At 37.2% G+C, this 20,901-nt stretch carries 23 protein-coding genes; 10 read left to right on the forward strand and 13 right to left on the reverse strand.

Annotated features, from left to right (window positions below):
• Positions 1 to 112: 112 nt before the first annotated feature.
• From J4051_RS04605 to J4051_RS04655, 11 genes are all read right to left on the reverse strand, one after another.
• The gene (locus tag J4051_RS04605) at positions 113 to 517 is read right to left on the reverse strand and encodes a DUF805 domain-containing protein (protein ID WP_208232685.1); all 405 of its coding nucleotides are present in this window, start codon (positions 515 to 517) and stop codon (positions 113 to 115) included.
• Positions 518 to 558: 41 nt separating this feature from the next.
• Positions 559 to 1,329, reverse strand: a complete 771-nt coding sequence (gene trpA / locus J4051_RS04610; protein WP_208232686.1) for a tryptophan synthase subunit alpha — start codon at positions 1,327 to 1,329, stop codon at positions 559 to 561.
• Between the two features lie 473 nt (positions 1,330 to 1,802).
• Positions 1,803 to 2,984: a tryptophan synthase subunit beta gene (gene trpB / locus J4051_RS04615; RefSeq protein ID WP_208232687.1), complete on the reverse strand. Its 1,182-nt coding sequence runs from the start codon at positions 2,982 to 2,984 to the stop codon at positions 1,803 to 1,805.
• A gap of 123 nt (positions 2,985 to 3,107) precedes the next feature.
• Positions 3,108 to 3,854: a phosphoribosylanthranilate isomerase gene (locus J4051_RS04620; protein WP_394368895.1), complete on the reverse strand. Its 747-nt coding sequence runs from the start codon at positions 3,852 to 3,854 to the stop codon at positions 3,108 to 3,110.
• 8 nt (positions 3,855 to 3,862) lie between these two features.
• Positions 3,863 to 4,645, reverse strand: a complete 783-nt coding sequence (gene trpC / locus J4051_RS04625; RefSeq protein WP_208232688.1) for an indole-3-glycerol phosphate synthase TrpC — start codon at positions 4,643 to 4,645, stop codon at positions 3,863 to 3,865.
• Between the two features lie 115 nt (positions 4,646 to 4,760).
• Complete coding sequence (gene trpD, locus J4051_RS04630; RefSeq protein WP_208232689.1) at positions 4,761 to 5,753, reverse strand: anthranilate phosphoribosyltransferase; 993 nt, start codon at positions 5,751 to 5,753, stop codon at positions 4,761 to 4,763.
• Between the two features lie 240 nt (positions 5,754 to 5,993).
• Positions 5,994 to 6,578 (reverse strand): anthranilate synthase component II, encoded by a 585-nt coding sequence (locus tag J4051_RS04635; RefSeq protein WP_208232690.1) that lies wholly within the window; start codon positions 6,576 to 6,578, stop codon positions 5,994 to 5,996.
• 165 nt (positions 6,579 to 6,743) lie between these two features.
• Positions 6,744 to 8,147 carry an anthranilate synthase component I family protein gene (locus J4051_RS04640; RefSeq protein ID WP_208232691.1) on the reverse strand — a complete coding sequence of 468 codons (1,404 nt, stop codon included), beginning with the start codon at positions 8,145 to 8,147 and terminating at the stop codon, positions 6,744 to 6,746.
• Positions 8,148 to 8,217: 70 nt separating this feature from the next.
• Positions 8,218 to 8,517, reverse strand: coding sequence for a GIY-YIG nuclease family protein (locus J4051_RS04645; RefSeq protein WP_236027217.1), 300 nt, complete (start codon positions 8,515 to 8,517; stop codon positions 8,218 to 8,220).
• Between the two features lie 325 nt (positions 8,518 to 8,842).
• On the reverse strand, positions 8,843 to 9,400 hold the full coding sequence (locus J4051_RS04650; protein ID WP_208232692.1) for a YceI family protein: 558 nt from the start codon (positions 9,398 to 9,400) through the stop codon (positions 8,843 to 8,845).
• 31 nt (positions 9,401 to 9,431) lie between these two features.
• Entirely contained in the window at positions 9,432 to 9,887 is a 456-nt protein-coding gene (locus J4051_RS04655; protein WP_208232693.1) for a MarR family winged helix-turn-helix transcriptional regulator, read from the reverse strand.
• 113 nt (positions 9,888 to 10,000) lie between these two features.
• Here J4051_RS04655 and J4051_RS04660 point away from each other — a divergent pair, with 113 nt between their 5' ends.
• From J4051_RS04660 to J4051_RS04680, 5 genes are all read left to right on the forward strand, one after another.
• Entirely contained in the window at positions 10,001 to 10,528 is a 528-nt protein-coding gene (locus J4051_RS04660) for a TlpA family protein disulfide reductase (RefSeq protein WP_208232694.1), read from the forward strand.
• A gap of 75 nt (positions 10,529 to 10,603) precedes the next feature.
• Positions 10,604 to 11,209 (forward strand): thioredoxin family protein, encoded by a 606-nt coding sequence (locus J4051_RS04665; RefSeq protein WP_208232695.1) that lies wholly within the window; start codon positions 10,604 to 10,606, stop codon positions 11,207 to 11,209.
• 147 nt (positions 11,210 to 11,356) lie between these two features.
• Complete coding sequence (locus J4051_RS04670) at positions 11,357 to 11,668, forward strand: rhodanese-like domain-containing protein (RefSeq protein WP_208232696.1); 312 nt, start codon at positions 11,357 to 11,359, stop codon at positions 11,666 to 11,668.
• A gap of 41 nt (positions 11,669 to 11,709) precedes the next feature.
• On the forward strand, positions 11,710 to 12,105 hold the full coding sequence (locus tag J4051_RS04675; RefSeq protein WP_208232697.1) for a rhodanese-like domain-containing protein: 396 nt from the start codon (positions 11,710 to 11,712) through the stop codon (positions 12,103 to 12,105).
• Between the two features lie 268 nt (positions 12,106 to 12,373).
• Positions 12,374 to 12,820, forward strand: a complete 447-nt coding sequence (locus J4051_RS04680) for a protein-disulfide reductase DsbD domain-containing protein (protein ID WP_208232698.1) — start codon at positions 12,374 to 12,376, stop codon at positions 12,818 to 12,820.
• Positions 12,821 to 12,998: 178 nt separating this feature from the next.
• On the opposite strand, the gene J4051_RS04685 is transcribed toward J4051_RS04680, so the two are convergent.
• Positions 12,999 to 14,372 carry an MBL fold metallo-hydrolase RNA specificity domain-containing protein gene (locus J4051_RS04685; RefSeq protein WP_208232699.1) on the reverse strand — a complete coding sequence of 458 codons (1,374 nt, stop codon included), beginning with the start codon at positions 14,370 to 14,372 and terminating at the stop codon, positions 12,999 to 13,001.
• 4 nt (positions 14,373 to 14,376) lie between these two features.
• Positions 14,377 to 15,213 (reverse strand): ATP cone domain-containing protein, encoded by an 837-nt coding sequence (locus J4051_RS04690; RefSeq protein ID WP_208232700.1) that lies wholly within the window; start codon positions 15,211 to 15,213, stop codon positions 14,377 to 14,379.
• A 318-nt stretch (positions 15,214 to 15,531) separates the two neighbouring features.
• Between J4051_RS04690 and J4051_RS04695 the strand changes: the two genes are divergently transcribed.
• The 5 genes from J4051_RS04695 to J4051_RS04715 all read left to right on the forward strand — a co-directional run bounded on the left by J4051_RS04695 (position 15,532) and on the right by J4051_RS04715 (position 20,893).
• Positions 15,532 to 16,143 (forward strand): WG repeat-containing protein, encoded by a 612-nt coding sequence (locus J4051_RS04695; RefSeq protein ID WP_208232701.1) that lies wholly within the window; start codon positions 15,532 to 15,534, stop codon positions 16,141 to 16,143.
• A gap of 67 nt (positions 16,144 to 16,210) precedes the next feature.
• Positions 16,211 to 17,299 (forward strand): site-2 protease family protein, encoded by a 1,089-nt coding sequence (locus tag J4051_RS04700; protein WP_208232702.1) that lies wholly within the window; start codon positions 16,211 to 16,213, stop codon positions 17,297 to 17,299.
• 109 nt (positions 17,300 to 17,408) lie between these two features.
• On the forward strand, positions 17,409 to 18,302 hold the full coding sequence (locus J4051_RS04705; RefSeq protein ID WP_208232703.1) for an RsiV family protein: 894 nt from the start codon (positions 17,409 to 17,411) through the stop codon (positions 18,300 to 18,302).
• A gap of 74 nt (positions 18,303 to 18,376) precedes the next feature.
• Complete coding sequence (locus J4051_RS04710) at positions 18,377 to 19,162, forward strand: patatin-like phospholipase family protein (RefSeq protein ID WP_208232704.1); 786 nt, start codon at positions 18,377 to 18,379, stop codon at positions 19,160 to 19,162.
• 150 nt (positions 19,163 to 19,312) lie between these two features.
• The gene (locus J4051_RS04715) at positions 19,313 to 20,893 is read left to right on the forward strand and encodes a sulfatase family protein (RefSeq protein WP_208232705.1); all 1,581 of its coding nucleotides are present in this window, start codon (positions 19,313 to 19,315) and stop codon (positions 20,891 to 20,893) included.
• The last annotated feature ends 8 nt before the right edge of the window (positions 20,894 to 20,901 follow it).

Below are 20,901 nucleotides of genomic sequence, written 5' to 3' on the forward strand. Positions count from 1 at the left end.
AAACATCAGTGCCATTTGTTAAAGCCACGTTTGACGAAGATGCGATTTAAAAAAAAATTTTTAAACGATTAGATCCACGATATTTTGACTGTAAAAATGCTGTTTGTTAAACTTACGAAACTGTCCCAATTTCGTCAATTTCTAAGTCACTAGCGCTTTTAGGATCTCGACCGTATTGATTTGGACCTTTGTCACCTTCAGTAGCGAAAAGGACAATTAGCCAAATACCTCCGATAAAAGGGATCAGACCAACTAAATAAAACCAGCCGCTCTTATTGATATCGTGTAATCGACGCACCGCTACGGCTAAACTTGGGATAAAAACCGCGAGGAGATAAATAAAATAGATTCCCATAAATGCTGGAGCGTCTGTCATGCCTGCTAATGCTCCAGAAATAATGCCAATGCCGATGACAAAAAGAACATTGAATAAGACAAACATCCAATACTCTTCGCGTCTTGCACGTCCATTGAAATTCGCGTAATTATCTCTGACTACTTTTAAATACCATTTCATAAATTAAATTTTAAAGGTTGGTTAGGCGTCAAATATAATTTTTAATTTAGAATGGAGTGTATGAAACGCGCTGTATTATCTACACCATTTTTTGAGAGGTTCTTGATAAACGCACTTCCAATTATCGCGCCTTTGGCGTATTTAGTAGCTTGGATATAAGTTTCATGATCAGAAATACCGAAGCCAATCACTTGAGGGTTTTTTAAGTTCATTTTAGCGATACGCTTGAAATAATCTGTTTGGGTATCTCCAAAACCAGAACTGCTTCCGGTTACGCTGGCGCTGCTGACCATATAAATAAAACCTTTTGAAATGGAGTCGATGAATCGAACGCGGTCTTCAGAAGTCTGCGGTGTAATCAGAAACACGTTGATGATATCATACTTTTCAAAGATGGACTTGTACTGATCATTAAAAACATCTACCGGCAAGTCAGGAATGATAAGTCCGTCAATACCAATCTCCTTACATTTCTTGCAAAAGGCTTCCACGCCAAATTGCATAATTGGATTAAAATATCCCATAATGACCAAAGGAATGTTGACCGTTTTCCTGATGTCTTTAAGTTGGTCAAAAAGCACTTCCGTTGTCATTCCGTTTTTTAAAGCCTGGGTAGAACTCGCTTGAATGGTTGGGCCATCAGCCAAAGGATCGCTAAATGGCAACCCAATTTCAATCATTCCGACGCCGCCTTTTTCCAGATCTTGGATGATGGTTGTCGTATCGTTGAGATTTGGATATCCTGCGGTAAAGTATATGGAAAGTAACTTTTCGCTATTGTTTTCTTGTAATTTCTGATTGATTCTGTTCATGTTTACTTCCCGCGAAGGCGGGAATCTCTTTTAGTTTAACTTCATTCCCGCGATCCCGATAGCTGTCGGGATTGTGGGAATCTCATCTTATTTATTAACTGTTTAATTTTTTTCTTTCGTAAACGAGTTTTTTTATGCAAACCCTTCCGTCTTTGGGCTTTTCAGGAGCCCAAAGCCACCTTCCCTTAAAACGGGAAAGAATTGATTATTAACTTTAAATATGTCCGATTTTGGACAAATTGCCGTCACTGCGTTAATGATTACTCACTCGTTAATAATTAATTTTATTGAGTTCGTGAACCAAAGGTTTGAGGTATTGTCGGAACTCCTCTCCCGATAAATATATCGGGAGGAATCTTTTCCTTTATAATACCTATTTAATTCTTCTTCTTCTTCTTCTTCTTTCGTAGACAAGGTTGTTTTGATTCTTATAAACCTCACAGGTTTTAAAAACCTGTGAGGTTTTGTTAATCTTATAATTTAAAATGCTTTATATAAGTGTCCAAATCCTTATCTCCACGACCAGAAAGACTGACCACAACGACATCATCAGGTTGAAATTTTTTATGTTCAAAAATCGCCAAGGCATGTGAGCTTTCAATGGCAGGAATGATGCCTTCCATTTTGCACAAATCCAGTCCTGCTGTCATGGCATCATCATCCGTAATCGCAATAAATTCCGCACGTCCGCTTTTGTATAAATGCGCGTGCATCGGTCCGACGCCGGGATAATCCAAACCTGCCGAAATACTGTACGGTTCCGTAATCTGTCCGTCGGGCGTTTGCATTAACAGCGTTTTACTACCGTGGATAATCCCTTCTTTGCCTAAAACTGATGTAGCTGCGCTCTCTCCAGAATGCACCCCTCTTCCTGCAGCTTCCACAGCAATAAGTTTGACATCTGTGTCGTCCAAAAAGTGATAGAATGCTCCTGCAGCGTTACTGCCGCCACCTACACAAGCCACTACATAATCGGGTTTTGAGGTATCTTCTTTTTCTTTGAGCTGCCATTGGATTTCTTCGGAAACAATCGCCTGAAAACGGGCTACCATATCCGGATATGGATGTGGGCCAACCACGCTGCCGATAATATAATGCGTGTTCACAGGATTGTTGATCCAATCGCGAATGGCTTCATTAGTGGCATCTTTTAGGGTGCGGCTACCAGAAAGTGCGGGAACAACGGTCGCGCCCAACATTTTCATTCTTGCGACGTTAGGTGCCTGACGGGCAATGTCAATTTCGCCCATATAGACAATACATTCCAATCCCATCAATGCACAAACCGTTGCCGTTGCTACGCCATGCTGACCCGCGCCAGTTTCAGCAATGATGCGGTTTTTGCCGAGACGTTTCGCCATCAAAATCTGACCAATGGTGTTGTTGATTTTGTGTGCGCCGGTGTGGTTGAGGTCTTCGCGTTTTAAATAAATTTTGGTGTTGTACTTCTCGCTTAATCGCTTTGCGAAATAGAGCGGGGAAGGGCGTCCTACATAATCTTTTAGCAGCGCGTTGAATTCTTCTTGGAATTCAGGTTCTACCATGACTTTGAGATAGTTTTGGCGTAATTCTTCCACATTGGGATAAAGCATTTCTGGGATGTATGCCCCGCCAAATTCGCCGTAATAACCTTTTTCGTTGATATTGTATGTCATATTCTTATTCCTGCGAAGGCAGGAATCTCATGTTTATAAGTTCAATCAAATTCGTCAAACTTGTTAATTTATTATCAGTCCCGCATTGGCAGGAATCTCATGTTTAAAAGACCTGACAGGTTTTTAAAACCTGTCAGGTCTGGTTAAATCAATTAATTTTTTTTCAAAAACTTCCAATTTTCCCGAATCCTTAAGTCCAGGTTCAATTTCAAATCTACTGTTGATGTCGATGGCGTGGCAATATTCAGATTCCTGCTTTCGCAGGAATTCTGCAAGTTTACTAACATCTTCCAAACCAATCCCACCACTTAAAAAATAAGGTTTTGTGGATGGGTAGTCTTTCAAAACTTCCCAGTTAAACGTGTAGCCGTTGCCGCCTGGAAGTTTACCTTTGGTATCAAACAAGAAGTAATCACACACCGATTCGTAAGGTATTAATTCTTCAAAATTGAAATGGTCTTTGATTGAGAACACCTTCACAATTCCTGCGCAGGCAGGAATCTCAGAATTTTTATCTCGATCAGTATTAGTAAGAAGACCACCTAGTTCTTTGCAAAACTCCGGCGATTCCTCTCCATGTAATTGAACCAGATCCAAATCATATTTTTCAACCTTTTCAATAACTTCTTCAATCGTTGCATCTACAAATACGCCTACTTTTTTAATACCTGAGGGTAACTTCGGGATTGTGCCATTGAAAAATCGGCTGGACTTTTCATAGAATATAAATCCGAGATAATCAGGTTGAAGCATGGCAATATCATCAATGTTTTCGGGATATTTCATGCCGCAGACTTTGATCCTCACCCCAGCCCTATCCGAAGGCAAGGGAGTTTGATTCGTTTTGCTTATGTCATTGTCGGTACTCATTTTACTTTCTAAATCAGGCTTTTAATAAATGATTTCGCACTTTCTCCCGCATTGTCCGTTTTCATAAAGTTTTCTCCGATTAAAAAACCTTGATAACCGTAGGGTTGTAATTCTTTTATAGATTCAACGCTGCTGATGCCGCTTTCTGATATTTTTATAAAATCATCTGGAATTAGCGTGCTCAAATGCTTGCTCGTATCCAAGCTGACGTCGAAGGTTTTTAAATTTCTATTGTTGACACCAATCATATCCAAGCTTGGCATCACCGATTTGTGTAACTCTTCTTCATTATGAATTTCCAACAGGACTTCCAGATTTAAACTTTTTGCCAGTTCTGAAAATTTCTTAATTTCTACTTTTGATAAAATCGACGCGATGAGTAAAATGACATCTGCGCCATAAGCTTTGGCTTCCAAGATTTGGTAGGGATGGATGATGAATTCCTTTCTTAGCAAAGGCAAATTACAACTGGCTCTTGCCAATAGCAAATCGTCCAGAGAGCCTCCAAAATATTTCCCGTCAGTTAGAACTGACATCCCACAAACTCCAGCCGATTCATAACCTTGGGCTACGTCAAACACACTTAGTGTCTGATTGATCACTGACTTTGAGGGTGAACGGCGCTTGTGTTCAGCAATAATACCTGAAGGGCTGTGTTTTAACCTTTCCGTTAGTGAAACTGTATCTCTTTCAAATAAAACCGATTGTTCCAATTGTGACGTAGGTATGATTGATCTTCTTAAATCAACTTCTTTACGCTTGTCCTTTACTATTTGCTCTAAAATATTCATTTATTCAGTCTTCAATCTTTTATTCAGTCTTCAATCTTTCTTTTTAAATACCTGTTCCTTATTACTTCTAGCCACGACCAAAAGTCCTTCCCTTTGGGAAGGATTTAGGATGGGCCTATCTACTTATTTCAACCAATCTCTTAAATTTCTCCTTGGCCTTTCCGTTCAATAAAGCGTCTTTCGCCATCCCAAAACTATCTTCAACCGATTTTTTGGTCACTGTTGCAATGGCCATGGCTGCATTGGCACATACCACATTGTTTTGTGCTTCACTACCTTGCCCGTCTAATATTTGCGTGAAAATATGTGCTGCCGCTGTTACAGAATCGCCACCATAAATATCACTTTGGTTTAAGGTATTTACTCCAAAAAAATCTGGTGAAATCATAGACTCTGTAGTGTTCCGAATCACTTTAGTCGGTCCGGTCAATGAGATTTCGTCATAACCATCCAAGGCATGAAGGATGGTATAGTTGATATCCGTGTTTTGGTAGAGGTAGCTATACATTCTAAGCAATTCCAAGTTGAAAACGCCCACCAATTGATTTTTCGGAAATGCTGGATTCACCATAGGTCCCAACATATTGAAAAAGGTTTTTACGGCCAAATCCTTTCGGATGGGTGCCACATTTTTCATCGCTGGATGAAAGAGCGGGGCGTGCAAGACACAAATACCCGCTTCGTCCAAAGATCGTTTGAGGAAATCAATATCCGAGGTGAATTTGATACCCAGATATTCCATGACATTTGACGAACCGCAGGACGAAGAAACGCCGTAGTTGCCGTGTTTGGTGACATTGACGCCTGCTCCTGCAGTGACAAATGATGCCAAGGTTGAAATGTTAAAGGTGTCCTTGCCATCACCGCCAGTGCCACATAAATCGATACCGTTATATTCGGCCAAATCTACGTGCAAGCAAAGTTCTAAAAGCGCATCCCTAAAACCTTGCAATTCTTCAATGGTAATGCTTCGCATCATATAAACGGTTAGGAAAGATGCAATCTGACTTTGATTATAGTTTCCTTGTGATATGTTGACCAAGACCTGTTTGGCTTCTTCGCTGGAGATGCTTTCTTGGTTGATAAGTCTGTTGAGTATGTGTTTCATAATACTTCCTGCGAAGGCAGGAATCTTTTGCTGTTAAACTTAATTCTTTCTAGATTAACTAGTTTTTGATACTATATAAACCCTTTAGTTTTCATCTCGATTTCTCGGAATGGATCCACCTTCCATTAAAAAGGTAAGGATTTTTACAACTACGTAATTTTTGACATTCTTTATCAGATCTCACCTTTTAAACCTGAAGTGTTTGCTTCCCTAAGACTTAAAGGACTAGCGTTGCTGATCTTATAAGATTCCTGCCTTCGCAGGAATTTGAATCCAATTCTCCAATATCTTTTTCCCATCCGGTGTCAACACTGATTCTGGATGGAATTGTACCCCTTTTAAATCGTATGTTCTATGGCGTAAGGACATTACTTGACCATTTTCGTCAAAGGAAGTGGCTTCCAATACATCCGGTAAATTAGGGTCTACCACCCAAGAGTGATAACGCCCAACTTCAATGGTTTTGTCCAATCCGTTAAAGAGTGATTCATCGGTAACGCAACTGGTGACTTTAGTGGCTACACCATGATAAACATTGTCGAGATTGATCAAGGTGCCACCAAACACTTCGCCAATGGCTTGCTGGCCGAGACAAACACCCAAAATGCTTTTTGTGGGGGCGTAGGTTTTAATGATAGCTTTTAGCAAGCCTGCTTCATCAGGAAGACCTGGCCCTGGGGATAGCACTATTTTCTCAAAGGCATCTACCTCTTCAAGCGATAATTGATCGTTGCGTCGGACAGTGACCTCGCAACCCAAATCTTCAAGATAATGGACGAGATTGTAAGTGAAACTGTCGTAATTGTCTATAACTAATATTTTCATATCTATTCCCCGCGAAGGCGGGGATCTTTTTAGTTAAATGTTAATTTTTTTTGTTTGAGACCTTTCAGGCTTTTAACACCTGTTTTTAGACCTACAAGGTTTTTGAAACCTTGCAGGTCAGTTTATGAAACCTTGCAGGTTGGCACTTAAACCTTATTTGTCCTCTTATATCTCCTTAGCCATCTCAATGGCCTTGGTCAATGCCCCCAACTTATTATACACTTCCTGCAATTCATCGTCAGGGTTTGACTTAGAAACCAATCCTGCGCCTGCCTGCCAATGCAGTTGATGGTTTTTACTCAAAAACGTACGGATCATAATGGCGTGGTTGAAGTTGCCTTTAAAATCCATAAAACCTATGGCACCACCGTAAAAATCGCGACTTGTTTTTTCGTATTTTTCGATAAGCTGCATGGCTTTATGTTTTGGTGCACCACTTAAGGTTCCTGCAGGAAAGGTATCGGCGACCATTTGCATGGTGGTGGTATCTTTGTGTTTTTTACCTGTAACCTTGCTCACCAAATGAATAACGTGTGAAAAGAATTGGACTTCTCTATACTTTTCGACGGTTACCTGACTTCCATGACGACTCAAGTCGTTTCTCGCCAAATCTACCAGCATCACGTGTTCGGCATTTTCCTTATCATCGACGGCCAGGAGTTTGGCGAGTTCAGCATCTTTTTCGTCGTTGCCCGTTCGTTTAAAAGTTCCTGCAATCGGATGGATTTCAGCCTTATCCTTATTGATGACCAATTGTGCTTCTGGTGAACTTCCAAAAATCTTGAAATCGCCGTAATCAAAATAAAATAGGTAAGGGGAGGGGTTGATGCTTCGCAAGGCGCGATACACGTTGAATTCGTCACCTTTAAATTGCTGTGAGAATTTTTTAGACAGCACAAGTTGAAATACATCACCTCGGGCACAGTGTTTTTTTGCAAGGACGACATTCTCTTTATATTCGTCATCCGTTAAATTAGAGGACGTTTCGCCGTGCGTTGAAAAGTTAAAAGCTGCAAAGTTTTTTGATTTGATGAGCTGCAATAGGTCATCAATATTATTTTCGGTCTCATAACAATTTGCAAATACATAAGCCTCATTTTTGAAATGATTGATGGCGATAATATTTTGGTACACCGCATAATAAATGTCCGGGATATCTTGATGGCCTTCTTTTTTTGTGATTTCTACATCTTCAAAATAACGCACGGCGTCATAGGCAATATATCCAAAAACACCATTGTTGATAAACTTAAATTTATCCTCAGAATGCGTTTTAAAGCGTTTGGTGAATTTGTGGATGACATCCGCCACATTTGTCTCTGGGGTTATGGGATGGTTTATTTCACTTTTATCTGGAAAGCGCTCTGTAATGACTTCGTTTTTTACCTTAATGGAAGCAATAGGGTTGCAACAGATGTAAGAAAAACTATTGTCGTTGGCGCGGTAATCACTGCTCTCCAAAAGAATGCTGTTAGGAAATTTGTCCCTTATTTTCAAATAAATGCTCACAGGTGTGATGGTGTCTGCGAGGATTTTTTTGTGATGGGTGTATAGACTGTAGGTTTTCATTTAAATGTTTGAATTTATTTCTGCGTTGAGACTTTCGTTCAAGATAGACTTTGGCGGAAATCTTAATGTTTTATGGTTGTAAAAAATGTGATAAGTCGTCCCAATTAGGATTAAAATCATTTATGAGGTTTATTTTCCATTCCCGATTCCATTTTTTAATTTGCTTTTCCCTTTTAATCGCCTCATTTGGTGATTCGAATTTTTCATAATAAACAAGTTTGTTTAGATTGTATTTGTTGGCAAATCCTTTGCTATATTTCTTTTTATGTTGATGAATCCTTTCATAAACTTGACCTGAGAAACCTACATAGATTACAGTATGGTTTTTATTGGTCATGATATATACAAAGAAGTTTTTTTCTTGAAACATAATTCAACAATCTTAATTTTTTCTTTGGATTTCCGCCTTCGCGGAAATGACAATCGGCAAATAAAAAAAGGCCTGTCGTGAATGACAAGCCTTTTTTATATTAAATTTAAATATACTATAGCATTACCTCACGAATTTTGTTTCGAAAAGTTCCACCACCAAGTATGATTTAATGTTGTGTACATGTTTTTGTTTTGTCAAATATAGAAATCAATATTTAGTTTACAAATAATTTGGGAAGAAAATAAAAAAAAGAATCCCGCTTCCGAGAAGTTGGAAGCAGGATTCTTTCTTGTTAAAATGTAGCTCTTAATAAATCTTAGGTCTAAAACTTAAGATTTACATTGAGATCAAAATTATCATAGATAGCTTTGTCTTTAAGGTTGTCAAAGAAACTCGCTGATCTAAATTTTATATCATATTTGGTACGGTCTACTTTAAGGTCAGCTTTGGCAGTATTTCCAGAAACAACCATATCAAAAGTGTTCGGATTCGTGATACCTTTGATGGTCAAGTCTCCTGTTACCTTGTATTTGCCGTCTTTACCTGACACATTCGTAATGACAAATGTCGCAGCAGTATGCTTGTCTGTACTGAAAAAATCATCTGACTTTAGATGTGCCTCAAGTTTGCCTTTCATCTCTCCTTCAAGATCTGTCACAGTTAATGTGGTCATATCCATTGTAAAGGTTCCACCAGTCAACTGATTCTTGTCGTCAAATTGAAGTGCACCTTTTTGAAGAATGATAAATCCGTCATGCTCTCCAGTTACTTTATGGCCTTTCCAGATTATTTTACTGTTGTCAACATCAACTTTCTTTTCGATTGAAGTGGTAAATGAACTGGCTGCAAAAGCCATTGCTAAAATTAGTGTACTATTCATAAAATTTGTTTTAAAAGTGTAATTAATGGTTTTAATTTCTGAGTTTTGTTAATAAATTATTTAGAGTTTTGAGCTCTTCTTGAGATAAAGGGGACGTGATGTTTGCTTCTGCACCTGCAACTAAAGGATCGATTTCCTCTAAGAAATTCAAACCTTGTGAGGTTATGAAAATCTCAACTTTTCTGCGATTTTTTTCACATACAAAACGTTCTACATAACCTTTCAATATAAGCTTGTCTACCAATCTCGTGGTGTTGCTCATCTTGCTGACCATTCTACTTTGAATGTCTTGAAGGTTTGTGGCCTTACCTTTTTGTCCTCGTAAAATTCGGAGCACATTAAACTGTTCAATGGAAATATCCGAAGGCTTAAGAGTATTTGAAATACTGTCTTTAATAATATTAGCTGTATAAGAAATATTCAAAACGGTCTTTTTCGCCAATGGTATTTGGGAAGTGGTTAATAAGATGTCTTCTAATTCTTTCATATACAACTATTGTAGGTACAAATGTATGATTATTTTTGATTACTATAATTAATTAGGCTATAATGTTTTGTTAAAGTTTAAATGGTCTTCAAATGGATTTTTATTTTTATAGCATGAGAACACTATGTTTATTGATATTGATTTTAACGGCATCTTGCAAAGAGGAGAACCGTAAAAATGAGACCAAGGTAGATATTGAACATAATGAAGATTATTCTACAGTTCCTTTGGAAATTTATGATTTTGAAGGTTTAAAACCTTTCCTGAAAACGAACACAGATAAAATCTACGTTGTTAATTTTTGGGCCACTTGGTGTGCGCCTTGCATTAAGGAACTGCCTTATTTTGAGGATTTGAACTCCACTTACAGAGATAAGAACGTAGAAGTACTGTTGGTGAGTTTAGATTTTCCAAAGAAATATGATTCCCATTTAAAACCCTTCATAAAAAAGAATAATTTAAATTCCAAAGTTGTAGCCCTGGATGACAATGACTCCAATTCTTGGATCCCCGCAATACATCCAGATTGGTCAGGTGCCATTCCTGCAACGCTGATTTTTAATAAAGATAAGCGCCAGTTCTATGAGCGAACATTTACCTATGAGGAATTAGAAGCAGAAGTTAAGCAATTTTTAAATTAAAAAATCGCATTTCGCCCTCGAAAGAATGGAACAATTATTGAACAGTATAAGACGGAATAACAATATATAATAAATATGAAAAATATAAAAGGAATTATCGCTGTCGTTGCTATTGTCATGCTTTCTGGATTTGCAACCATGAAGAGTGGTTATAAGATTGGTGATATTGCTACAGATTTTAAACTTGAAAATATTGACGGTAAGATGGTGTCCTTGTCTGATTATAAAGATGCGAAAGGATTTATTGTCATTTTCACCTGTAATACCTGTCCATATTCTGTGGCTTATGAAGATAGAATTATAGCGCTTGACAAAAAATATGCAAGCAAAGGATATCCCGTTATTGCCATAATGCCGAACAATACAGAAGTTCAGCCTAGAGACAATATGGAGGCCATGAAAGAAAGAGCTAAGAGAAAAGGATTCACATTTCCTTATCTCAAAGATGAAGGTCAAAAGATTTCTCCACAATATGGCGCCACAAAAACACCTGAAGTTTATGTGTTACAAAAGACAAATAAGGGCAATGAAGTAAAATATATTGGTGCTATTGATGATAATTATCAAGACGCAACTGCAGTAGAATCGAAATATGTCGAAAATGCAGTGGACGCACTATTGTCTGGACAACCAATTAAGGAATCTCAAACAAGAGCCATCGGCTGTTCTATCAAGTTGTAAACCAATTTATTTGAGCAAAATAGAGACTTCATTGCGGTGAATAAAAAGAGTCAAATGTTAAAAATTGAATCCGAGGTGTAACACTTCGGATTTTTTTCGTCTATATCACAAAGAAATGTTAATTTTGTCCCTTTAAAAATAATTTCTATGGCAGATTTAAAGCAACAAGAATGGGCATCTCAATTGGAGAATGACAAAGACGCAATCATTTTGGACGTAAGAACACAAGAGGAAGTTGATGAAGGATACATTCCAGAAGCCATTCATTTAGATATACATAAAGGGCAAGAGTTTATTGATGAAATCAAAAAGCTTGATCCTGATAAGAATTATTATGTGTATTGCAGATCTGGGGGAAGAAGTGGTCAAGCGTGTTCTATAATGAATTCTTTGGGATTCAAAAATGCCTATAACTTAATGGGAGGTTTTAGTGAATGGAAAGGCCCATCCACACAATAAACCATGATTTTTTTCTTTATAAGGAAGTTAAACCACATATTATGAACCGTTTTTTATTGATTTTTATTATTGCTTCTGTCTTCCTAACCAGCTGTAAGGACAAAGCTGAAGGTGAGATTAATTTGGTTACAGCTGAAGAAATGTTGTCTTTAATGGAGTTGGAGGATGTTCAATTAGTTGATGTGAGAACGGCCAAGGAAAGAGAGGACGGATATATTAAAAACTCACAAAATATTGATTTCTATTCGCCAACATTTGATGAAGACATCTTAAAGTTGGATAAGAGTAAACCCGTTATTATATATTGTCGTTCAGGAAAGCGCAGTGCAGATTGTGCCGAGAAGCTGATAGAGGCCGGTTTTGTTAAAGTCTATGACCTTGAAGGTGGGATTACCCAATGGCTTTTTGAAGACCGCGACATTGAAATGGCAAATTAATCGAAGGACACAATTCCTATAAAATAGCCAACCTTAAACCAAAATTGTAAAACCTTGTATGTGTAACCACTACAAGGTTTTTTTATGGGAGCATTTAGACAAATATCCGTAACCAATATAAAATGTGACATGTGATAATCTTTAATTTTTATGTGAGAAAATGAAAGTGTAAATCGATTGTGAACTAATAATTAGTAGATTTAAAAAACATCTTAGGATTATGGATGACATTTGCATTAAATCCATCCGCAATCTAAAAATCAAGCCTATGAAAAATATAGTTTATCTATTTCTTATGTTATTTAGTGTCCAGGTATTTTCTCAAATCCATGACCCCGTGAAGTGGAAGACTTCGGTGAATAAAATTTCAAATATAGAATATGAGCTTGTCGCCACCGCTAATATTCAGGGTGAATGGCACCTGTACTCTCAAAATATTCCTAAAGGCGGACCTGAGCCTACAAGTTTTATTTTTGAAGGGAGTTCAGATTATATGAAACGAGGAAATACTTCAGAAGGACCTGGTCATGAAGCTCATGACAAAACCTTTAATATGCGCATCAAATATTTTGCTAAGACAGCCGATTTTAAACAACGTATCCGAGTCAAGAATAAAAACCCTTTCAAAGTGAATGCTGTAGTGGAGTTTATGGTCTGCAATGACATCCAGTGCTTACCTTCAAAGGAGGTAGATTTGGTCTTTGATGTGAAATAATTTATTCCCACCAATGGGTTTCAATACCCCGAGGTTCTTGATTAATTAAAATCAATTAAATTTCCTTCCAACATATTCGATTTTCATTTATAGATTTTTGAATGCCTAAACCGTAAAGTAAAGGGCTGCATTGACAGCATTTTTTTATGGATAAAAATCTCAGTAAATAAACCAATTTTTAAACAATGATATTTTCAACATCATTGAGTTTTGGGATATAGACATTCCATTTGTAGGTGTCTGTTATTTTTACTCTAAACGCATCTAAAGCGGCCGGTTCACCGTGGATGAGGTAAACTTTTTCAGGAATGTTCTTGATAGCACCCATCCAATGGAGCAATTCATTTTGATCGGCATGGGCAGATAAACTCTCAATATGCTTGATTGTTGCTTTTACCGGATGATATTTCCCAGAAAACCTGATTTCATGGGCGCCGTCGAGTAATTGTCTGCCGCGTGTGCCTTCCGCCTGATAGCCTACCAATAAAACAGTGGTCGAAGCCTCATCAATGAGTTGTTGTAGATAGGTGAGGACTCTTCCTCCAGTAACCATACCGCTTCCGGCAATGATTATTTTGGAACGTTTGTCGTCAATGGTTTCCCAGGTTTCTTTGTAAGATTGGACTATATTCACATGATTGCACATGGCGTTATAATCTGAATCGGACAATTTATGCCATTTAGGAAATAGTCTAAATACATTTAAAACATTGTTCCCCATTGGGCTATCTACAAAAATGGGGATGTTGGGGATTTTATTCTTTTTATATAATTTCCATAGAATATACATCAGTGTTTGGAGTCGTTCTACTGCAAAACTTGGGATGATCAGATTGCCTTTCTTGTGAATGGTTTCAAGTATGATATCCGTAAGAATGTGCTCTACATTGTCTTCGGGATGGAGTTTATTCCCGTAAGTACTTTCGATAAATAGGAAATCTGCCCATTCAGGACGCTTAGGGTCATCCAATAAATAATCGTCGTTTCGGCCAATATCTCCAGAAAATACAAAGCGTTTGGAATTGATATCTAATTCTATAAATGTTGCACCAATGATGTGGCCGTTGTATTGAAAACGATAGGAGATATGCTCGGATAGACCAATCCATTTGTCTCCCATCTCAACTTGAAACAAACGGATGGTTTTTTCTGCCTCTGCAACCGTATAAAAAGGCAGGGCAGGATCATGTTTTGTGTATTTTTCATCATTGGCCTTTGCCGCTTCTTCTTCATGGATTTTAGCACTGTCCTTCAAAATGATTTCCGCGATAGCCAAAGTAGGGCCAGTTCCAATGATTTTTCCTTTAAAACCTTGCTTAACCAAGCGTGGTAAATAGCCAACATGATCTAAATGACCATGGGTAAGCAGTACGATATCTATGGTGCTCACATCGATAGGGAGATTGATCCAATTAAGTTCGCGGAGTTCTTTTAAACCTTGGAACATCCCACAATCAATTAGGATGTTTTTTTCTGAGGTTTCAACAAAGAACTTCGAGCCCGTAACAACACTCGATGCACCCAGAAAACTTACTTTTACACTATTGTCCATAATCTTAATGTTTGCATAACATATTTATTTCTTTTTGAATTTTCGATTTGCGGGTTTCCGAGATCCCAAGATGATCCAAGAAAAAAAGATCGTCAATCAAGTCTCTGCACAACACCACATCTCTACTTAACAAAAATTGTTTTTCACGATTGGTCAATAAAGTGGACACGGTTATTGGATATAAGCCTAACCTGTCAATCCGATCTCTTAACCCATCATGTTCTGGATAATCCCAACTCAAAAGATATAAACCAATGCAGTTTCCGTATTGAATGGCATCTTTGGTAAAACGAGTGTTAGTGACCACCCAGCCTGCTTCTAATTTTGTTTCACGGGGTTTTGAATCCCAATCCGATTTGACATCTTTGAATCTTGAAGCTATATACAATGGCACTTTAACGTTGCAGTTTCTGCCTTGTTCAGTATGGAACTTGCATTCCACGAGCGTTGTCATTCCATTTTTTTCGGCGATGACATCTATTTCATGGCGCACACATTCACCTTGCATAATTTTGCTTACTTGCGTGTCATAACCTGAATATTTTAAAATTGCACTAATAAAACGCTCAAAAGGATAGCCGGTAGGCCCCAATTCATAGATCGCTTTTTTAAGTTTGTACTTTGATGCGAGATGGCCCCCTTTCTTTTTTAATAATGCGAATGCTCTATTATAGATTTCCTTGGTTGAAATGCCATCGTATAATTCTTCTTTCACTTTTTCAATAATCCCGTCCACTGTTTGCTGATCTGCACCTGATTTGCCCAACGATGTACGTAGTTTTTTCAGCGAAAACTTTACTTTTTCACCAGAGGATTTAATGATGTCGATATTGGTGTTCATAGTTTTTTTATGAAAAAGGATGAAGGCTCCTTATGGTTAATGAGTTAAAGTTAATCACTAAATGGGAGAAGACCTATGATAAATATCACGTCATATAGAGATTAAAGTCGCAATCAAATCTCATCTTATATACTTTATAGGTATCTAAAGATGAATCTATTGTTATAAGCTAGGCAATAGAACCTAGTAATATCGAACTCTAATTTTGTCGTAAATTATTTTAAAACGTAGTCATTATTTCTCTTACTCATGAGGGATGTCATTTTATATGGTTTTAATTCAAAGTAATTTTATACTTAACCATAAAATGATAAAATCATGAAACGTTCAAATTTTTTAATTTTAATTACGGTGTTTTTTACTACTGTTCTCTATTCTCAAAGTATTGACAATGTAGATTTTGTGTCATCCATGAATGACGAGATGGCAGCAGTTAAAAAAGGAAATCAATGGGGCTTTATTAATTCTGAAGGAAATATGGCCATTAATTTTAGAGATGATTTGGTAGTTTCCAAAACCGCAGATGGCAGTTATCCTATCTTCCACAATGGCAGATGTCTTATCGCCCAAAAAAAGGATGGCATTAATTATTATGGCTACATCGATCGTACAGGGAAAACCGTGATTGAACCTCAGTATTTGAATGCTACAAATTTCAACGATAATGTCGCCATAGTATTGGTGTTGAGAAGGAATGAACTGTCAAAGAATATTGCCTTGAATAAGGCTGTTGTTAATTATGATTATTTTGAGGTCGCCATCAATTTAAATGGTGAAGTCATCACCTATTTGACTCAAGAGCCTGTACATATTACACTCTCGGCAGAAAAACTTAGAAAGCCACCGGTAATTTATTCTAAAGTAATTTCAAACACACTTTTTGCAGTGATGAATGCACAAAAAAAATGGTCAGTTCTCAAAGTAGAGTAAATATTATGCATCTTTTGTCTATCAATTTGATGATGCAATTAATGAACACAAATCAAGGTATAATACTATGAGTGCTAATCTTAAGTTAGGTAAATACTATGGGACGGAAGTTCAACTCCATTGGACATTTTTTCTGCTCGTCGTATGGGTTGTTTTGAGTGAGGTTTTAAGTGGTGCCTCTATTGATCGGGTTTTATTTAATCTTCAGTTTATCCTCGCGGTCATGATTTGTGTGCTGTTGCATGAAGTTGGTCATTTGTTAACCGCAAAAAAAATCGGCATTAAAACCACGAAGATGGTGCTATTGCCCGTTGGAGGGATTTCAACCGTAGAAAAATCTACCCAATCGCCAAAAGAAGAACTGTTGATCACTTTGTCAGGGCCTTTGGTAAATATTATCATAGCGATCATCCTGTTTTTCGCTATTCCAGTAAGTGATTATATCAGTTATGATCTTGGGCAATACTTTACTGCGCTAAATGATTTTTCTGTTAGAACCTTTCTTTTCTTTCTTTTTATTGTGAATGTAGCTTTGGCCGTGTTCAATATGATACCAGCCTTTCCTTTGGATGGTGGCCGAATCTTGAGGGCTGTTTTGGATATCAAGCTCAGTCGTGTGAAAGCAACACGTGTGGCAACCATGATAAGTCATGTTATTGCTATAGTACTATTGTTGATTGGTTTATTGTTTAATCCAATACTATTGTTCTTATCTTTATTTTTATTGATTGGAAGTTTCAGTGAAAATAGAGTCGTGCAACATATAGATTTGCTCAAAGGGTATTCGGTTAAGGATGCTATGTTAAAAAACATTACTGTTTTTGATCCTGACGATACTATGGAAGAAATTATTAGAGTTATCCTTAGAGGCTCTGAGACCAATTTTGTTGTCGTTGAGGATAAGAAAATAGTGGGGTTGTTGTACCATAAGGATATTATTAAAAATTCAGATAACCGAACACTTAAGGTCCGGGATTTAATGACGACCACATTTAAAACTATGGAGACGGAAGAAAATCTTTCAGCTGCTTATATCCTGATGCAAGATGAAATTCATCCTTTTTTCCCGGTCATAGAAAAGAACGAACTTATTGGTGCCATTGATTTTGACAATTTACATGAATTTTTACTGATGGAAGACCGATTGAAATACTAAATTAGTTGCCTGAATGATGTTGCCATTGTATAAATTGCAGTAAGATTTATCTTGCATGAAAATCGATGAGATTACAGAATCGAATAAAAATCAATTATAATAAAGTTACATGAAATATTTAAACCTAATCTTAGTAGTTCTTTTGTTAGTGAGTTGTAAAAGTGATAAGCGTGAGGAAACTATTCTTGAAACCGAAGATACGGAACAAATGATGCCGCAAGATAGAGACACTTTGCAAAAGATAGATGGTGAAGCTAGGACTAAATCCATTTCTATTGAATACAAACAAAAAGAGTTGATTGAGAAAAAGGATCAAAGATCTGAATTTGAAAAGTTGATTATCGACAAAAGCTATGCAATTCAACAACCCGACTATACGATCAATTTTAAATATCCACAACTTGACGAATCGCTCCAGGCCACCAACCGGAATTTCAACGAATTTATCAATGACTACTATGTGAATATTAAGAAGACGGTTGCTGATATAGAAGCGAGCAAAATGTTATGTGATAGCATAGAGGCCATTAACTTTAGAGAAGATCGATTTATAGATTACAAAATCTATATTGTTAATGACCAATTGGTAAGTGTCCTATTTTATAAAGAGAACTTTTATTCAGGTGCCATGCATCCGAGCTATTCTTTTGACTGCTTTAATTTCGATTTGAACAAAGGTGTTTTTATGACCTATGAAGACTTTTTCAATCAAGGCTCTGAGGAGGAATTATTGACGCTAATTAATGAAAGAATCGTTAATAAGATTCAAAATTCGGAGTTGTATTATGATTGCTGGGAACTATCAGCAAGCGATTTTTTTGAAAGCAAAAATAACTTTGTAATCAATGACAATAACATAGAATTTTACTTTGATGATTGTGTTATGTGTCCGTCGTATACAGGTTCTTACTCTATTGAACTTCCACTTGTCGATTTGCTATCAGTTCTCAAGAAATCGAATTCAAATCTGTTGATGGCTGATAAAAATCAACCAAGTCGTTAAAAATAATTCAACATGTTTTACCCTAAATGTTTAATTTTAAACATAGATAAAATCTCTATAGTTAAAGATATCCTATGAATATTGGTTTAGTGTTATCGGGAGGAGGAATGCGAGGTGCCGCCCATATTGGTGTCATCCGAGCGCTTGAAGAGCATCAAATACATCCTACTCACATTGCAGGCTCAAGTGCCGGGGCCATTGTAGGTTCACTTTATGCCTACGGATATAATTGGGAAGAAATCTTGACCTTTTTTAAGGAGGTCCAAATTCTTAATATAAGGAAATATGCCATCAATAAGCCTGGATTTATTGATGCGGAAAAGTTCTATGATGAATTTAAAGTCTATTTGAAAGATGACGACTTCTCGTTCTTGAAAAAGAAGCTTTTCATCACAGCTACCAATATCTTAAATGGAAAACTTAAAATATTTGAGAAAGGGGAACTCATTAAACCTGTATTGGCATCTGCTGCCTTTCCTGGTCTTTTTGCTCCCGTAAAAATAAAAAGTTCTTATTATATCGATGGGGGAGCACTTAATAACTTCCCTTTGGAAGCCATTAAGAAAAAATGTGATCGGATTATTGGAGTTTATGTAGATGGATTTGATGTACTCACCATAAAAGATTTGAAGCATTCTCACCAAGTGGTCGAACGGGTATTTAGAGTGAAGTCCGTATTGGAAAATCAACCTAAATTTGCTGAATGTGATCTCATGATGCTACCTTCTGAATTGAACGGTTTTGGAACTTTCGATAAGAAAAACATCGATGCCATTGTTGAGATAGGTTATAATGATGCAAAAAGCATGCTTTCCAAGTATGATTTGGATAAGTTTAAATCCATTTCTGATTCGCAATAGAATCTAAAATGACTGTTATAGACCAATTGAATTACTGTTTTTCTATCCTAAATCAAAAATTCTTAACTTTTGAATGTTGCGGTTTACAAACCACAATTCAAAGATCTTTAAGTAAATTGGAATTTGGATCTTATCAAATAGAATTTAATTATGACTTTTAAACGCCATTATTTCTTGGGTTTTATATTTCTTGCTTTTATTATAGCGGGATGTAAAGACTCTGCCTCAGTAAATAAATCCGATTCAGAAACTGAACTTAAAGAAAATCAAAAACCAAATATTGTTTTTATTTATACCGACGATTTGGGTTATGGCGATCTTAGTGCTTACCGTGCTACTTCAGTTTCTACACCCGCTATAGATGCATTGGCAGATGAGGGAATTTTATTCACCAATGCCTATTCTACTGCAGCAACCTGCACCCCTTCAAGATATTCGGTGTTGACCGGGGATTATGCCTGGCGTAAAAAAGGAACGGGTGTTGCTGCTGGAAACGAATCACTTCTAATCGATACCCAAAAGACTACCTTGCCCAGTGTTTTAAAATCTGCAGGCTATAGAACAGGTGTCGTTGGAAAATGGCATTTAGGCTTGGGCGGTAAAAATGGCCCAGATTGGAATGGAAAAATTAGCCCTGGACCTTTGGAGATCGGATTCGATTATTCGTATATCATTCCGGCAACTGGTGATAGGGTGCCATGTGTTTTTGTCGAAAACTACCACGTGGTCAATTTAGATCCTAATGATCCAATTTCGGTGAGTTACAAAGAGAAGCTTGGTGATTGGCCTACAGGCAAGGAAAATCCTGAGTTGCTAACCATGAAACCTTCGCATGGACATAACCAAACCATCGTAAATGGCATCAGTAGAATCGGGTATATGGAAGGAGGAACAGCTGCTTTATGGGATGATGAAACCATTCCTATGGAATTGGTTGATAAATCGAAAAAATTCATCGCTTCAAGCAAAAATCATCCTTTCTTCTTATTCCTTTCCACCCACGACATTCATGTGCCAAGAGTTGCTAATAGCAAGTTTAAAGGCAAAAGCGGTATGGGGCCAAGAGGTGATGTTATTCTGCAATTGGATTGGACCGTGAATGAAATTGTCAACACACTTAAAGAACAGGATTTATTGAACAATACGATTATCATTTTCTCTAGTGATAATGGTCCGGTTGTAGATGATGGTTATCAAGACCAGGCGCGAGAAATGCTGGGCGACCATAACCCTACCGGCGGTTTACGTGGAGGCAAATACAGCGCTTATGACGGTGGCACTAAAATACCATTGATCATTCGTTGGCCAGATGGTACGGGAAAAGGAACAATTTCCGAAGCTCTTGTAAGTCAGGTTGATTTTTTAAGATCTTTTGCAGCTCTTACAGATGTAGATAAAAAATATGATGATGTCATCGATAGTCAAAACACCTTGAATGTCTTTTTGGGCGATAGCACTGCTGGCAGAATCTCACTCATACAAGAAAGTATCAGAGGACCCTTATCTTATATTGAAGGTGAATGGAAATATATTGAGGCTTTTGACGGACCAAAACTCGTGCCATGGGGTCCAATCATTGAAACTGGTTTTCAATTAGAACCGCAATTATATCACCTAAAAAATGATCCGAAAGAACAAGAGAATTTGGCCTCAAAGTTCCCTGAAAGAATGGAGAGTTTAAAAGCAAAACTTACTAATCTGAAAATGAATGATTCTGAGAAGAAGGATTAAGCCTATTC

Origin of the sequence: Gelidibacter pelagius (genome assembly GCF_017581925.1) — a bacterium.
In the GTDB taxonomy this organism is placed as follows: Bacteria; Bacteroidota; Bacteroidia; order Flavobacteriales; family Flavobacteriaceae; genus Gelidibacter; species Gelidibacter pelagius.

Excerpts from the sequence above, each read along its gene's own strand:
- J4051_RS04605 (WP_208232685.1), bottom strand. The coding sequence starts at position 517 with ATGAAATGGTATTTAAAAGTAGTCAGAGATAATTACGCGAATTTCAAT.
- J4051_RS04650 (WP_208232692.1), bottom strand. The coding sequence starts at position 9,400 with ATGAATAGTACACTAATTTTAGCAATGGCTTTTGCAGCCAGTTCATTT.
- trpA (WP_208232686.1), bottom strand. The coding sequence starts at position 1,329 with ATGAACAGAATCAATCAGAAATTACAAGAAAACAATAGCGAAAAGTTA.
- J4051_RS04690 (WP_208232700.1), bottom strand. The coding sequence starts at position 15,213 with ATGAACACCAATATCGACATCATTAAATCCTCTGGTGAAAAAGTAAAG.
- J4051_RS04675 (WP_208232697.1), top strand. The coding sequence starts at position 11,710 with ATGAACCGTTTTTTATTGATTTTTATTATTGCTTCTGTCTTCCTAACC.
- J4051_RS04640 (WP_208232691.1), bottom strand. The coding sequence starts at position 8,147 with ATGAAAACCTACAGTCTATACACCCATCACAAAAAAATCCTCGCAGAC.
- J4051_RS04665 (WP_208232695.1), top strand. The coding sequence starts at position 10,604 with ATGAAAAATATAAAAGGAATTATCGCTGTCGTTGCTATTGTCATGCTT.
- trpD (WP_208232689.1), bottom strand. The coding sequence starts at position 5,753 with ATGAAACACATACTCAACAGACTTATCAACCAAGAAAGCATCTCCAGC.
- J4051_RS04670 (WP_208232696.1), top strand. The coding sequence starts at position 11,357 with ATGGCAGATTTAAAGCAACAAGAATGGGCATCTCAATTGGAGAATGAC.
- J4051_RS04660 (WP_208232694.1), top strand. The coding sequence starts at position 10,001 with ATGAGAACACTATGTTTATTGATATTGATTTTAACGGCATCTTGCAAA.
- trpB (WP_208232687.1), bottom strand. The coding sequence starts at position 2,984 with ATGACATACAATATCAACGAAAAAGGTTATTACGGCGAATTTGGCGGG.
- J4051_RS04655 (WP_208232693.1), bottom strand. The coding sequence starts at position 9,887 with ATGAAAGAATTAGAAGACATCTTATTAACCACTTCCCAAATACCATTG.
- J4051_RS04680 (WP_208232698.1), top strand. The coding sequence starts at position 12,374 with ATGAAAAATATAGTTTATCTATTTCTTATGTTATTTAGTGTCCAGGTA.
- J4051_RS04645 (WP_236027217.1), bottom strand. The coding sequence starts at position 8,517 with ATGTTTCAAGAAAAAAACTTCTTTGTATATATCATGACCAATAAAAAC.
- J4051_RS04700 (WP_208232702.1), top strand. The coding sequence starts at position 16,211 with ATGAGTGCTAATCTTAAGTTAGGTAAATACTATGGGACGGAAGTTCAA.
- J4051_RS04685 (WP_208232699.1), bottom strand. The coding sequence starts at position 14,372 with ATGGACAATAGTGTAAAAGTAAGTTTTCTGGGTGCATCGAGTGTTGTT.
- J4051_RS04715 (WP_208232705.1), top strand. The coding sequence starts at position 19,313 with ATGACTTTTAAACGCCATTATTTCTTGGGTTTTATATTTCTTGCTTTT.
- J4051_RS04620 (WP_394368895.1), bottom strand. The coding sequence starts at position 3,854 with ATGAGTACCGACAATGACATAAGCAAAACGAATCAAACTCCCTTGCCT.
- J4051_RS04695 (WP_208232701.1), top strand. The coding sequence starts at position 15,532 with ATGAAACGTTCAAATTTTTTAATTTTAATTACGGTGTTTTTTACTACT.
- J4051_RS04710 (WP_208232704.1), top strand. The coding sequence starts at position 18,377 with ATGAATATTGGTTTAGTGTTATCGGGAGGAGGAATGCGAGGTGCCGCC.
- trpC (WP_208232688.1), bottom strand. The coding sequence starts at position 4,645 with ATGAATATTTTAGAGCAAATAGTAAAGGACAAGCGTAAAGAAGTTGAT.
- J4051_RS04635 (WP_208232690.1), bottom strand. The coding sequence starts at position 6,578 with ATGAAAATATTAGTTATAGACAATTACGACAGTTTCACTTACAATCTC.
- J4051_RS04705 (WP_208232703.1), top strand. The coding sequence starts at position 17,409 with ATGAAATATTTAAACCTAATCTTAGTAGTTCTTTTGTTAGTGAGTTGT.